We start from the raw sequence: 14,272 nt of genomic DNA, 5'->3' as shown, positions 1-14,272 counted from the left end.
CGCCCTTGCTGGTGGTGCTATCGGCCGCGCCTGCGGGCCGCCGAGGCTTCGAGGCCCGACCGGCGGAGCTGCGCGCGTACCTGGCTGCCGCCGTCGGCGTTCGCGAACGCCGGCGTCGCGCCCGAGGTCAGCGCCTCGATGGTCACGCCGAGCGCGGCCACCGTCGGCGCCTCGTAGAGGATGTGCGGCGGGAGCTCGTCCAGCTCGAACTCGCGGCGCAGGGCGGCCACGATGGAGACGCCGAGCAGCGAGTTCCCGCCGAGCTCGAAGAAGTTGTCCAGCACCCCGACACGGTCGAGCCTGAGCGACTCGCACCAGATCGCCGCGATCGTCTCCTCCGCCGGGCCTGAGGGCTCCTGGTAGGAGGTGACCAGCTCCGGACGGGGGTGCCGCTCGCCGGCCGCGCCGCCCATGGCGGGCGAGGTCACCGCCTCCAGGTTGAAGCGCGAGCTGCCGAGCACCACCGTCGGGAAGTCCTGGGTGGACACCACGACCCTCGGTTCGCGGGAGGCCAGCGCGCGCAGCAGCGACCGCCAGCCGTCCTCGAAGCCGATGCCGACGCGCGCCCGGTTCTCCCTGAAGAACTTCTGCAGCTCGTCGTCGTACCCGGCCAGGCCCGCCTCCCAGGCGTTCCAGGTCCACTCCCCCCAGTCGACCGACAGCACCCGCCTGCCCGAGTCGGCGAGCCGGTACGCGTAGCTGTCCAGGAAGGCGTTCGCGGAGCAGTAGTCCACCTGGCCCGGCCCGCCGCCGGTCGCCGAGGTGATCGAGGAGAACAGCACCAGGAAGTCCAGCTCGATCTCGTCGGGCTTCCCGATGCGCAGCGCCTCGGCGATGGCCAGCGTGCCGGCGATCTTCGGCGCCAGCACCGCGTCCAGTTCCTCGGGGCGCTTGAACTGCATCAGCCCCATGGCGGGCACCCCGGCGGCGTGGAGCACGCCGTGCAGGGCGCCGAAGCGCTCCCTTGCCACCTCGACCGCGCGCCGCACGTCCTCGGGGCTGCTCACGTCGCCGGTGACGATCTCGACCTCCGCGCCGAGCGCGATGATCTCGCTGACCCTGGCCACCCGCCGCCGGGTGGCCTCGTCGAAGGCCTCCGCGCCGGGTCCCCCGGCCAGGATGCCGGCCCACGCCTCACGCGGCGGCAGCCCGTGGCGGGCGAGCAGCACCAGCCTGGCCCGGCAGTCGCGGGCGAGGTGCTCGGCCATGCCGAGCGCGATGCCGCCGAGCCCGCCGGTGACCAGGTAGACGCCGCCTTCCCGCAGCACCCCGGTGTCGGCGGCGGGCGGCGCCATGGTCTCGTACCCGGGCACCCAGCGGCGGCCGTGCCGCAGCGCGACCGTACGGTCGGTCATCGGCCGCCGCAGCTCGGCCACCAGGCCGGCGAGCACGGGCGCGGCAGGGGACGCCTCCAGGTCGACGAGCCGGGTGGCCACCTTCGGGTACTCCAGGGGGATCACCAGGCACGGCCCCATCAGCGTGGCGCCGTCGGGGTCGGACACGTCGTCCGGCAGCACCTGCTGGGTGCCGGAGACCGCGACGTCCAGCGACCAGTCGTCCGTGCCCGACTCGGCCGCCGCCCTGGCGAGGGCGACCAGGGTGTGCAGGCCGTACCGGACGGCGGAGTCGCCGGGCGCCTCGCCGAGCGTCCACAGGTGCACCACCCGCGAAAGGGGACGGCCGGCCGCGCGCAGGTCGCGCAGCAGGGCGAGGGTGTCCTGCACGCTGCCCGGCCTGATCGTGTGGCCGTCGCCGGTCGCGGCGTACGCCTCGCCGGGCCGTACCAGGCTGATGGACGCCCCGGTCTCCGCGACCGCCCGCCGCAGCTCGGCCACCACGTCGTCGGCCACGCCTTCTCGGGTGTAGACCAGCCACGAGGCGGGCTGCCGCCCGGCCGGCGCGGGCGCCGCGGTCTGCCGCCAGACCGGCAGGTAGAGCCACTGGTCCTCGGGCAGCTTGGGCAGGCTCGTGATCGCCTCGAACAGGTCGGCGGGGTCGGGGGCCTCGCCCGGCAGCGCGAGGGCGCCCGGCGTCCGGCCCCGGCGTCCGGCGCGGGCCGGCGGGTCGATCCAGTAGCGGTGGCGCTGGAACGGGTAGGTCGGCAGCGGCACCCGGCCGGGCAGCAGAGCCGGGTCGGCGGCCTCGGCGTCGGGGTGGCGGCCGTGGTAGGCGGTCCAGTCGAGGTCGGCGCCGACCAGCCACAGCCGGGCGAGGCAGCCGGCGAGCACCGCGTCGTCGGGGCGGCCGTCGCTCCCGCCGGGCAGCGCGTTGAGGATCAACGGCCACCGCTGCGGCGGGCAGCCCGCGCCCCGCATCAGGGCGCCGAGCGACTGGCCCGGGCCGATCTCCACCACGGCCAGCTCCTGGTCGGCGAGCAGGGTGTCGATGCCGGCCGCGAACCGCACCGTCCCGCACATGTGGCGGGCCCAGTACGCCGGGTCGCACACCAGGTCAGCCTCCGCGAGCTCGCCGGTGAGGTTGGAGATGTACGGCAGCTCCGGGGGGTTGAGCCTGATGTTGGCCTTCACCCAGTCGGTGAGCTCACTGCTCAGGTGCTCCAGCATCCGCGAGTGGAACGCGTGCGTGGTCGTAAGGGGGCGGCACGCGATCTCGGCGCGCCGCAGGTCGGCGACCAGCAGGTCCATCGGCTCCACCGGGCCGGCGACGACCACGACCTGCGGGCCGTTGACCGCGGCGACGTCCAGGCCGCGCTCCTCCAGCCGGAACCGGCGGCGCAGCTCCTCGGCGGGCAGCGACACCGCGGCCATCGAGCCCGCCGGCACCTGGGCGATCAGCCTCGCCCTGTGCGCCACCAGGGCCATGGCGTCCTGCAGCGACAGCACTCCGGCCAGGCACGCCGCGACGTACTCCCCGAGGCTGTAGCCCAGCATGATCCGCGGAGTCACGCCCCAGGTCATCAGCGTGCGCGCCAGCGCGTACTCAAGGGCGAACAGCGCGGGCTGGACAACCTCCGTGCGCTCCAGGGCGGCGACCCGCCCGTCGGCGCCGCCGGAGCCCCCACGCCCCAGCAGGGCGGCGAGGCCGAGGCCGCCGCCGCGCTCGCCGGCGAGCAGGTCGGTCAGGTCCACATCCGGCAGCGCCTCGCGCAGCGGCGCGAGGCACTCGTCGAGGGTGGCGCGGAACACCGGCTCGCGCCGGTACAGCTCGGCCACCATCCCGGGGTACTGCTCGCCGACCCCGGCGAGCAGGAACGCCACCGGGCGCCCCTGGACGGTGTCGACGCGGCTCAGCACGCCGGGCTCCGCCGACTCCCCGCTCAGCGTGGCCGCGGCCTCCTCGACGGTGGCGGTCACGGTGGCCCGCCGGTGCTCGAAGGTCTTGCGCCCGACCTGGAGCGTGTACGCCACGTCGGCCAGCCGCGTGCCGGGCTCGGCGCGCAGGTGCGCACCGAGGCGCTCGCACGCCTGGTCGGCGGCGGTGGCGTTGCGCGCGGAGATCGGCAGCACCTGGTAGCGGCGGGCGGACTCGGAGTCCGCACGCGCGGCGACGGGCCGGGCGGGCGCCTCCTCGACCACCATGTGGACGTTGGTGCCGCCCATGCCGAGCGAGTTGATCCCCGCGATCCTCGGCCGGCCCTCGCGGGTGCGCCAGGGGGAAAGCTCGGCGTTCACGTAGAAGGGGCTGTCCTCGAAGTCGATCTCGGGGTTCGGGCTGGTGTAGTGCAGGCTGGGCGGGATCACCTTGTTCGACAGCGCGAACGAGGTCTTGATGAGCCCGCTCGCCCCCGCCGCGCGGTCCAGGTGCCCGACGTTGGTCTTCACCGAGCCGATCGGGCAGTACTGCTTGTCCCGGGTCGGGCCGAACGCGCGGGTCAGCGCCGCGACCTCGATCGGGTCGCCCAGCTCGGTCGCGGTGCCGTGCGCCTCGATGTAGCTGATGTCCTCCGCGGTGACCCCGGCGTCCGCCATCGCGTCGGCGATCACCCTGGCCTGGCCGACGACGCTCGGCGCGGTGTAGCCCACCTTGAGCGCGCCGTCGTTGTTCATCGCCGAGCCCCGGATCACCGCCCAGACGTGGTCGCCGTCGCGCAGCGCGTCGGAGAGCCGCTTGAGCACGACCACGGCGGCGCCGTCGCCGAACATGCTGCCGCGCGCCTGCGCGTCGAAGGTGCGCACGTGGCCGTCGGGCGACTCCATGCCGCCCGGCCCGAACCGGTGCCCCACCCGGTCGGGGACCCGGATCGAGACCCCGCCGGCCAGCGCCAGCTCGCACTCGCCGTTGCGCAGGCTCTGCACCGCGAGGTGCGCGGCCACCAGGGAGGTGGAGCAGAACGTCTGCACCGCCACGCTCGGCCCGTACAGGTCGAACAGGTAGGAGACCTGGGTGGTGAGGGCGTCCTTGTCGTTGCCCATGATGATCTCGTAGTGGCTGACGCCCTCGTCCTCGTCCAGCAGGCGCTCGCCCATCTGCAGCAGGTAGGTGCTGATGTTGGTGCCGCCGAACACGCCGACCCTGCCCCGGTGCTCAGGCGCCGCGTACCCGGCCTGCTCAAGCCCTTGCCAGCACACCTCCAGGAACGCCCGCTGCTGCGGGTCGGTGAGCGCGGCCGTGCGCGGGCTCATGCCGAAGAACGCCGCGTCGAAGCCGCTGATGTCGTCGAGCACCGGCCGGGCCGGCACGTACGACGGGTCCTTGATCAGCTCCGGCTCGACCCCGGAGGCCAGCAGCTCGTCCTCGGAGAAGAAGCTGATCGACTCGACGCCCTCCCGCAGGTTGTGCCAGAACGCGCCGACGTCGTCCGCCCCGGGGAAGCGCCCCGCCATGCCGACGATCGCGATGCGCCGGTCGTCCACCGGAACCGCTCCAGGCCCTTCGGGCCGCGCGGTCGCGATGGCGCGCGCCGCCGCCGTGGCCTTGGCGCGGGCCGGCGCGGGCCGGGGGGCCGCGGCGCCCTTCTCGTCGAGGATGCCCGCGAGCGTGTACACCGTCGGGGCCTCGAAGAGCATCACGGTCGGGACCGCGATGCCGAAGCGCTTCTTCACCAGGGCGAGCATCTGCAGCGCGACCAGGGAGTTGCCGCCGAGGTCGAAGAAGTTGTCCCTGGTGCCGACCGGCTCGATGCCGAGCACGTCCGACCACAGCCCGGCGAGCTCCCGCTCGGTCGCGCTCAGCGGCGGGCTGTACGGCTGGGGAAGCTCGGGCCGGGGGAACCGGGTGCCGTCGCCCGGTCCGGGTTCCGGCGCGGCCATCGCACGGGGCAGCCGGTCGTCCAGGCCGCCCGCCGCCACCACGAGGCTCGGCCCGTGCCCGGCGAGCACCTGGTCGAGGGCGTCGAGGCCCTCCTCGGTGCTCATGGCGTGGGCGGCCATCGCGGCGCCGATCCCGCCCTCGATGCGCTCCAGGGTGCAGGACCAGGTGTCCCAGCTCACGGTCACCCACCGGGTGGGCGATCGCCCGTCCTGGTACTTGATGTGGCGGCGGTGACCGATCGCGGTCAGCGCGGCGTTGGCCGCCGCGTAGCTGCCGAAGGTGATGCCGCCCAGCAGCGACGACGTCGAGGAGAACAGCACGCAGAAGTCGGGCACCCGCTCCGGCCCGAGCTCGTGGACCACCTCGTCCAGCACCAGGGCGCCGCCCACCTTGGCGCCGAAGTGCCGCGAGACGGCCCTCGCGTCCAGCTCGTGCAGGGAGCGGAAGGTGTCGCGTCCCGTCTCGGCGGCGGCATGGATGACGCCGTCGAGCCGGACGTCGCCGGGCAGCGTCTCCGCGAGCGCCGCGCGCATCGCGTCCGCGTCGGTCACGTCGACCCTCGGGGTCAGCACCTCGGCGCCGAGCGCGCGCAGCCGCCGCACCCCCTCGTAACGCGGGTCGCCCGCCGTGTCCGGGACGCCACCGCGGCTGGTGAGGATGAGCCGGGCCGCGCCAGACCGCACCAGGTGCTCGGCCACGAGCAGGCCGACGTCGCCGAGCCCGCCGGTCACCAGGTACGTCCCGCCGGACCGGATCCCCGGCCTGTTCTCCCCCTCCTCTCGCGCCGCCGGGACGTACCCGCGCACGTGGCGCCGGCCGTCCCGGTAGGCCACCAGCACGTCGCCGGCCGGCCGCCGGAGCTCGGCGGCCAGCGCCTCCGCGGCCTCGGCGGGCGCCACCTGGGCGTCGAGGTCGACGGCGTGGCAGTCGAGGTTGAGGTACTCCTGGTTGGCGACCAGCGGCAGCGTGGCGGCGGCGGCGTGGCCGGGCGAGGGGCTCTCGCCGTCGGCCACCGCCTGGCCGCCCTGGGTGACCAGGATGACCCTCGCGCTGCCCGCGGCGTCGCTGCCCCAGGCGTCCAGCATCCGGGAGAACGGGAGCACGGCCTGGCCGGGGTCGCGGCCGGAGCCGCCCCCGTCGAGCATGCGCAGGTCCACCATCGTGACCGGCCCGCCGGCGGCGAGCCGGCTCACCAGTGCGGTGTGGTCGTCCGCGGACCCGAAGTCCAGGACGTAGCCGCCCGCCACCTCGGCGAAGGCATCGCCCGCCCGCACCGTCACCACCTCGGTGCCCGCGGAGCGCAGCGTCCGCTCCAGCGCGTCGGCGACTCCGGTGCCATCGGCGACCAGGACGCACCGGGCGAGGGCCTGCGCCTCGGCGGGCAGCTCGGCCGGGGTCCAGTGCGGGACCATCACCTGGACATGGGCGGTGGCCCGCTCGGGCCCGGCCGCGCCGGCCGGGCCGGTGGCGAGCCCGGCCGCCTGGGCGGTGTGCCCGGCGGGCGGGTCGACCCAGTAGCGCTCCCGCTGGAACGGGTAGGCAGGCAGCCCCACCTTGGCGACGGGGCGGTCCTTCTGGTATCCCGCCCAGTCGACCGGCACGCCGGCCAGCCACAGCCGTCCGACCGCCTCGGCGAGAACGCCGCCGGCGGGCCGCGGATCGGCGGCGGCGGGCAGCGCGGGCACCACGAGCGGCCAGCGGTCGCGCGGGCAGTCGCGGTGGCCGCGCACCATCGCGCCGAGCGACTGGCCCGGGCCGATCTCCAGCAGGGCCATCTCGCCCTGCTCCAGCAGCGTGCCCAGCACCGCGTCGAACCGCACGGGGGCGCACATGTGCTCCGCCCAGTACCCGGGGTCGGTCACCTGCCCGGCGGACGCCAGGGTGCCGGTGACGTTGGAGATGTACGGGATGCGCGGCGCCTCCAGCGTGATGTTCGCGGCGATCCAGCCGGTCAGCTCGGCGCGTATCGGCTCCAGCATCCGCGAGTGGAACGCGTGGCCGGTGGCCAGCGGCCGGCACGGCACCCCCTCGGTCGCAAGGAACGCCCTGGCCGCCTCCATGGCCTTCGGCTCCCCGGCGATGACCGTCAGCTCGGGACCGTTCAGCGCGGCCACGTCCAGCCCGGCCACGCCCGCTCGTACGAGGCGGTCGCGCAGGTCGTCCGCGCTCAGCGGCACCGCGCTCATCGCGCCCTCGGGCAGCCCGCCGATCAGGTGCGCGCGGTGGGCGACCAGCGCCAGCGCCGACTCGAGCGACAGCACGCCCGCGAGGCACGCCGCGACGTACTCTCCCAGGCTGTACCCGGCCACCACCGAGGGCTCGACGCCCCACGACCGTACGAGCTGCGCCAGCGCGTACTCCACGGCGAACAGCGCCGGGTGGAGCAGCTCGGTGGGCGTCGTGTCGCCGCCGGCGGGCGTGGCCTCGCGGCCGAGCAGCCGGCCGAGCCCGCCATCGGCGTCCGGGGCCTGCCTGGGCCGCAGCATCTCGGCGAGCGGGTCCACCCCGCCCATCCGCCGCCGCAGCACCGAACGGCACTCGTCCAGCACCGCCTTGAACACCGGCTCGGTGCCGTAGAGGTCGGCGGCCATCCCGGGGTACTGCTCTCCAGTGCCCGCCACCAGGAACCCGACCTGCCGGTCCGTACGGCTCTCCGCGCGCGACAGCACCCCGGCGTCACGCATCCCCGCGGCGGCCTCGTCCACACTTCCGGCCACCAGCATCCGGCGGTGCCCGAAGAGCCGCCGCCCGGTCTGCAGGGTGTGCGCCACGTCGGACAGCCGGTGCGGGCTGGCCTCGTCGGCGAGGTGACCGGCGAGCCGCTCGGTCATCGCGTCGGCCGCGGCGGCGGTCCTGGCGGACCACACCAGCAGCTCGGGACGCGGCGTCGCCTCCGGCCGGGGGACGATCGGCGCCTCCTCCAGCACCACGTGGGCGTTGGTGCCGCCGATGCCGAACGCGCTCACCCCGGCCCTGCGGGTACGTCCCGGCTCCCTGGGCCAGGTCCTGAGCTCGGTGACCACCTCCAGGCGGGCCTCCCCCGCGTGCAGCTGGGGGTTCGGCTCCGCGAGGTTGCGGGTGGGCGGGATCTCGTCGTGGCGCAGGGCGAGCGCCGCCTTGATCAGGCTGGTCACCCCCGCCGCCCGGTCGAGGTGGCCGACGTTGGTCTTGACCGAGCCGATCAGGCACGACTCGTCGCGGAACACCTGCTGCAGCGCCGCCAGCTCGGCGGCGTCGCCGAGCGCGGTGCCGGTGCCGTGCGCCTCGACGTAGTCGATGTCGGCGGGCGTGAGGTCCGCGCTCGCGAGCGCCTCGGCCATCACGGCGGCCTGGCCCTGGACGCCGGGCGCGGTGAAGCCGACCTTCTTCCCCGCGTCGTTGTTCACCGCCCAGCCCCGGATGACGGCGTAGATCTGGTCGCCGTCGGCGAGCGCGTCCTCCAGCCGGCGCAGCGCGACCACGCCGACGCCGCTGCCGAGCGGGCTGCCGAGGCCGCCCGCGTCGAACGCCCGGCACTCGCCGTCCGGCGGCGCGATGCCGCCCTGCTGGTACAGGTAGCCGACCCTCTGCGGCACGCCGACCGCCACGCCGCCGGCCAGCGCGAGGTCGCACTCGAAGCCGGCCAGGCTGGTGGCGGCGGCGCACACCGCGACGAGCGAGGTCGAGCAGTAGCTCTGCACCCCGTAGCTGGGTCCCGACAGGCCGAGGGTGTGCGCCACCCGGGTGGTGAGCGAGTCCTTGTCGTTGGCGAGCCCGACCGCCAGCTCGCCCATGACGGAGCTGATCCCGCTCGGCACCAGGTTGTTCTGCAGGTAGGAGCTCCAGGCGCCGCCGCCGAAGACGCCGATGGCGCCGTCGAAGCGCGTGGGGTCGCAGCCGGCGTCCTCCAGCGCCTCGTGACTGTGCTCCAGGAAGAGCCGCTGCTGCGGGTCTAGGATCTGGGCCTCCTTGGGGCTGAACCCGAAGAAGCCCGCGTCGAACAGCTCGACGCCGTCGATGACCGCGCCGGCCTTCACGTAGCTCGGGTCCTGGAGCAGGTCCTCGGGCACCCCGGCGGCCCGCAGCTCCTCGTCGGTGAACCGGGTGATCCCCGACAGGCCGGCCCGGATGTTGGTCCACAGCTCGGCGACGCCGGATGCCCCGGGGAACCGCCCCGACATCCCGACGATCGCGATGTCGGTGCCGGAGGTCTCTCCGGCGATATCGTCAGTCACGTCTACCGTCCTCATTCCGGGTGCTGGAACGGGCACGGCGCCGCCGCTGCCCCCGAGCCGAACTGCTGGTGAGTGCTTGCCGTGCGGCGGTGTCGTCGCCCCCCGCACCGTCCACCGCCGCGGCGAACGCGGCGACGGTCGGATGCTCGAAGAGCACCGCGGGCGCGATCGGCACGCCGAGCTCCTTCTCGATGGCGAGCACCATGGCCATGCCGACCAGGGAGTTGCCCCCGAGGTCGAAGAACGGGTCGTGGATGCCTACCTGGTCGATGCCCAGGTAGGCCCCCCACACCTCGGCGATCTTGGTCTCCGGCTCGGTGCGCGGGGCCGCGTAGTCCGTGCGCAGCTGCGGCCGGGGGAACCTCTCGCCTCTGGGCACGGCCGAGGCCGCGCCGACGAGCGCGTCGATGTCGACCATGGCCGACCAGTCGCGCAGCACCTCGCGCAGCGGCTGGCGCACCGCCAGCACGCTGCCGTGCCCGCCGGCCACGATGCGGTCGAGGAGCGCGCAGCCCGCGTCGTCGGCGAAGCCGTACCGCTCGCGGTAGGAGCGCACCCGCTCGGCGAGCCCGCCCGCACCCTTCATCGCCTCGGCCTGCCAGTCGTCGTGCCGCCAAGGTCCCCAGGCGACCGACACGACCCTGGTCGACGGCGCCGCCGCCGACAGCGCGTCGCCGTACGCGTCGAGCACGGTGTTGGCCGCGCAGTAGTCGGCCTCGCCGATGCCGCCGAAGGCCGTCACCGCCGAGGAGTACAGGACCAGCACCTCGGGCCGCTGCTCGGCGGGCGTCCGCGGCCCCACCAGCTCGGCCAGCGGTCCCATCGCGAGGACCTTCGGGGCGAGCACCGTGCCTGCCTCGGCGGGCGTCCTGCGCTGCGCCATCCCTCCTGCGGGCACGCCCGCGGCGTGGATGACCCCGTGCAGCGCGCCGAAGTGTTCGCGGCAGCGGCGCAGCGCGTCCCTGAGCTGGTCCGGCACCCCGGCGTCCGCGGTGAGCAGGAGCACCTCGGCGCCCGCCGCCTCCAGCTCGGCGACGTCGCGCAGGCTGCGTTCCGCGCGGCCGCCGGGCTCCGGCTCCGCGTCTCGCGTCAGCGGGGTACGGCCGACGAGCGCGAACCGCCGCACGCCCTCGCTCAGCAGGTGCTTGGCCAGGGCCATTCCGAGCCCCCGGGCGCCGCCGGTGATCAGGTACACGCCGTCGGCGCGCCAGGGGATCCCCGCCTGCCCTTCTGGGGCGTCTCCCCAGGTCCGCTGCCAGCGACGGCCACGGCGCCAGCCCGTCAGCGTGTCGTGCGCGGCGATCGCCTCGCCCTGCTCGGGCTCGCGGAGCAGCTCGTACGCGAGCTGGCCGGACGCGCGCTCCCTCAGCCCCTCGCCGGAGTCCTCGGGGTCGAGGTCGACGCCGCTCCAGGTCAGGCCGGTGTACTCGTGCCGCACCGCCCGGCCGAGCCCGTGCGCCACGGCCTGGTACGGGGCGAGCGCGTCGCCGCCGAGGATCTCCGAGGCGCCCTGGCTCACTGTCAGCAGCCGGACGCCCTGTCGCGCGGGCAGCTCGTCGAACGCCTGGACCGCGAGCAGCAGGCTGTCGAAGCCGTGCCGGATCGCGTCACGCAGCTCCTCGTCGCCTGCGTACCCCGGGTTCAGCGCGGTGGTGAGCAGGCTCCACAGGTGCACGACGTGCACGGGGCCGCTCGCCTGCGCGACCGTACCGAACACCTCGCCGTAGTGCGCGGGCACCGCGGGGTCGATGACGATCCGCCGGCCCTCGCGCCGCAGCCCGGTGCCGGCGACCACCTCCACCACCTCGGTGCCGCCCGCGGCGGCCAGGTCGGCGAGCGCCCCGCCGATGCCGCCGGGGTCGGTGAACACGACCAGCGGGCCGGGGAGGCGGAGCGGGGTGCCGATCGGCGGCACGCCGCGCGTGGCGTCCTGCTGCCAGACCGGGGCGAAGCAGAAGTCCGCGGGCTCCGAGTGCCCCGTCGGCCGCATCGAGGGGGCGACGTGGCCCGGGTCCAGCGGCTCAGGCCAGAACCGCGTCCGCTGGAAGGGGTAGGACGGCAGGCTGATGATCTTGCCTCCGCCGGGGCCGGTGAGCTCCCAGTCCACCCCGACGCCGAGCTCCCACAGCCGCGCGCAGGTCTCCAGCAGCTCGGTACGGGCGTCCCCGCGCTCGCCCGCCGTCCAGCGCGCGGGCAGGGTGCCGAGCACGGCCGCGCCAGAACCGCTCGCCATGTTCTGCCGCACCAGGCCGCCGAGGGTCTGCCCCGCGCCCAGCTCGACGAACACGTCCACCTCCCTGGCCACGCAGTGCCGCACGCTGTCGGCGAAGCGCACCGGGCTGACCAGCTGGTCGGCCCAGTACGAGGCGCTCGTCGCCTGCTCGGGGGTCAGCGGCTCGCCGGTGAGGTTCGACACGATGGTGGTCTTCGGCGCGTGGCGCGGCACCGAGTCCAGCAGGGCGGCGAGCTTCTCGCGCGCCGGGCGGAGCAGGGACGAGTGGAAGGCGTGCGCGGAGCGCAGCGGGCGGCAGGCGACGCCGTCACCGGTCAGCAGGGCGCTCACCGCGTCGACCTCCGAGGGGATGCCGCTGAGCACCGTCATCGACGGGCCGTTGAGCGCCGCGATGTCCACCTCGGTGCCACTGGCCGCGAGCACGGCGCGGACCCGGTCCTCGCCCGCGGCGACCGCGACCATCTTGCCCGCGGGGGCGGCGCTGATCAGGTGGGCCCGCTCCACCACCACGTGCAGCGCGTCCTCCAGCGAGAAGACCCCGGCCAGGCAGGCGGCGACGTACTCGCCCAGGCTGTAGCCGACCAGCATGTCCGGCGCGACTCCCCAGTGCGCGAGGAGCTTCGCCAGCGCGTACTCGACCGTGAACATCAGCGGATGCGCGATCACGGCGTGGCTCAGAGGGTCGTCGGCCCGCTCCTGCCCGGCGCCGTCCCGGCCGAGCAGCGCCGCGAGGTCGCCCGTCGCCGGGCGCTGGGCCGGGACGTCCAGGTCAGGGAAGAACACCGGCCGCAGGTCCACGCCCGCCCGCTCCCCGGCCAGCTCGATGCACCGGTCGACCGCCTCGGCGTAGACCGGCTCCCTGTCGTACAGCTCCCTGCCGAGGCCCAGGTACTGGTCGCCGACGCCGGGCAGCAGGAACGCGACCCGGGGGTGTCCCTTCGTGCGGTACCCGCCGCCCTCGGCGGCCGTGCGCCGGAGCAGCCGGACGGCGTCCCCGAGGTCCGCGCAGACCAGGGCGCGCCGGTGGTCGTGCTCGGCGCGGCCGGCCCGCAGCGTGTGCGCGACGTCGGCCAGGGAGGGCTCGGGCAGCTCGGTCAGCCGGGCCGCGAGGCGTTCCGCCTGCTCGCGCAGGGCTGAGCCGCTCGACGCGGACACCGTGAGCACCCGCGCCGAGGCGATGCCCGGGCCGCCGGGAACGGCGGCCGGCTCCTCGGGGGACGGCGCGGCCTCCAGCACCAGGTGCGCGTTCGTCCCCGACCACCCGAACGAGCTGACGCCCGCCAGGCGGGGGGCGCCGTCGCCTGGTAGCCGCACCGCGCTGGTGACGGGCTGGACGCTGCCGTCCTCCGGTATCGCCGCCGCCGGCTCCGAGAGGTTCAGGTTGGGCGGGATCAGCTTGTTCTCGAGGATGAGGACCGTCTTGATCAGCCCGGCGACGCCCGCCGCGGCCTGGGTGTGACCGATGTTGGTCTTGACGGCGCCGACCCGCAGCGGGCGCTCGGGCGACCGCCTGCCGAAGACGTCGTGCAGCGCGGACAGCTCGATCGCGTCGCCCAGGTGGGTGCCGGAGCCGTGCGCCTCCACGTAGTCGATGTCGTCGGCGGTCACCCGGGCGGCGGTGAGCGCCCTGCTGATGACGTCGACCTGAGCGCCTCGGTTCGGCGCGGTGAGCCCGTTGCTGCGGCCGTCCTGGTTGACCGCCGAGCCGCGCAGCACCGCCCGGATCCGCCGGCCGTTCTTGATCGCCTTGGACAGCGGCTCCAGCACCACGACGCCGCCGCCCTCGCCGAGGACGTAGCCGTCGGCGCTCGCGTCGAAGGTCTTGCACTTCCCGTCCGCGCACAGCATCGACCCGGCGCACGCCTGGATGAAGCTGGACGGGTGGAGGGTCAGCGACGCGCCGGCCGCGATCGCGAGGTCGCACTCGCCGCGCCGCAGGGCCTCCGCCGCCAGGTGGACCGCGATCAGCGATGAGGAGCACGCCGTGTCGACCGTCAGCGTCGGGCCGCACAGGTTGAGCTGGTAGGCGATGCGCCCGGCCGCGACGCTGTACGCCGAGCCCTGGCCGAGGTACGGGTCCGCGAGCGCGTCCCCGCCCTGCCGTTCGAGCTGCAGCCGGCCGTACTGGAGGCTGTCCATGAAGCCGACCATCACGCCCGTGCGGCTTCCCGCCAGCCGTGACGGGGAGGTGCCGGCGTTCTCCAGCCCCTCCCAGGCCAGCTCCATCAGGAGGCGCTGCTGCGGGTCCATCCGCAGGGCCTCCCTCGGCGAGATGCCGAAGAACTCCGCGTCCCAGCCCGCGACGTCGGGCAGGAAGGTGCCGTACCGGGTGTAGACGCCGCCGGGGGAGCGCGGGTCGGGGTCGTAGTAGTCGTCTATGTCCCACCGTGACGCCGGCACCTCGGTCACGGCGCTCCTGCCCTCGCGGAGCAGGTCCCAGAACCCTTCGACCGTGTCGCCGCCCCCGGGGTAGCGGCAGGCCATCCCGATGATGGCGATGGGCTCATGGCCCCGGTCCTCCGCCTCGGCGAGACGGCGGCGCGTCTGGGTCAGTTCGACGGTCACGCGCTTGAGGTAGTCGCGGAGTTTGTCCTCGGTCCCCATCGGTCGAGCC

The 14,272-nt window shown here is 75.0% G+C and carries 2 protein-coding genes; both read right to left on the bottom strand.

Features of this window, described 5'->3' with window-relative positions; translation table 11 throughout:
- Positions 1-17 precede the first annotated feature (17 nt).
- Entirely contained in the window at positions 18-9,425 is a 9,408-nt protein-coding gene (locus ACOZ38_RS07915) for an SDR family oxidoreductase (protein ID WP_424529452.1), read from the bottom strand.
- A complete protein-coding gene (locus ACOZ38_RS07910) occupies positions 9,418-14,262 on the bottom strand; it encodes an SDR family NAD(P)-dependent oxidoreductase (RefSeq protein ID WP_424529451.1) in 4,845 nt (1,614 codons plus the stop codon). The genes ACOZ38_RS07915 and ACOZ38_RS07910 overlap by 8 nt, the downstream gene beginning before the upstream one ends.
- Positions 14,263-14,272 lie beyond the last annotated feature (10 nt).

Origin of the sequence: Sphaerisporangium viridialbum, from assembly GCF_049674955.1 — a bacterium.
Classification (GTDB): domain Bacteria; phylum Actinomycetota; class Actinomycetes; order Streptosporangiales; family Streptosporangiaceae; genus Sphaerisporangium; species Sphaerisporangium viridialbum.
The sequence above is the reverse complement of the archived record's forward strand: the minus strand, read 5'-3'. Positions and strand labels throughout refer to the sequence as shown.

Bases quoted from the DNA above. Each gene is read 5' to 3' on its own strand.
- ACOZ38_RS07910 (WP_424529451.1), bottom strand. From the start codon at position 14,262: ATGGGGACCGAGGACAAACTCCGCGACTACCTCAAGCGCGTGACCGTC.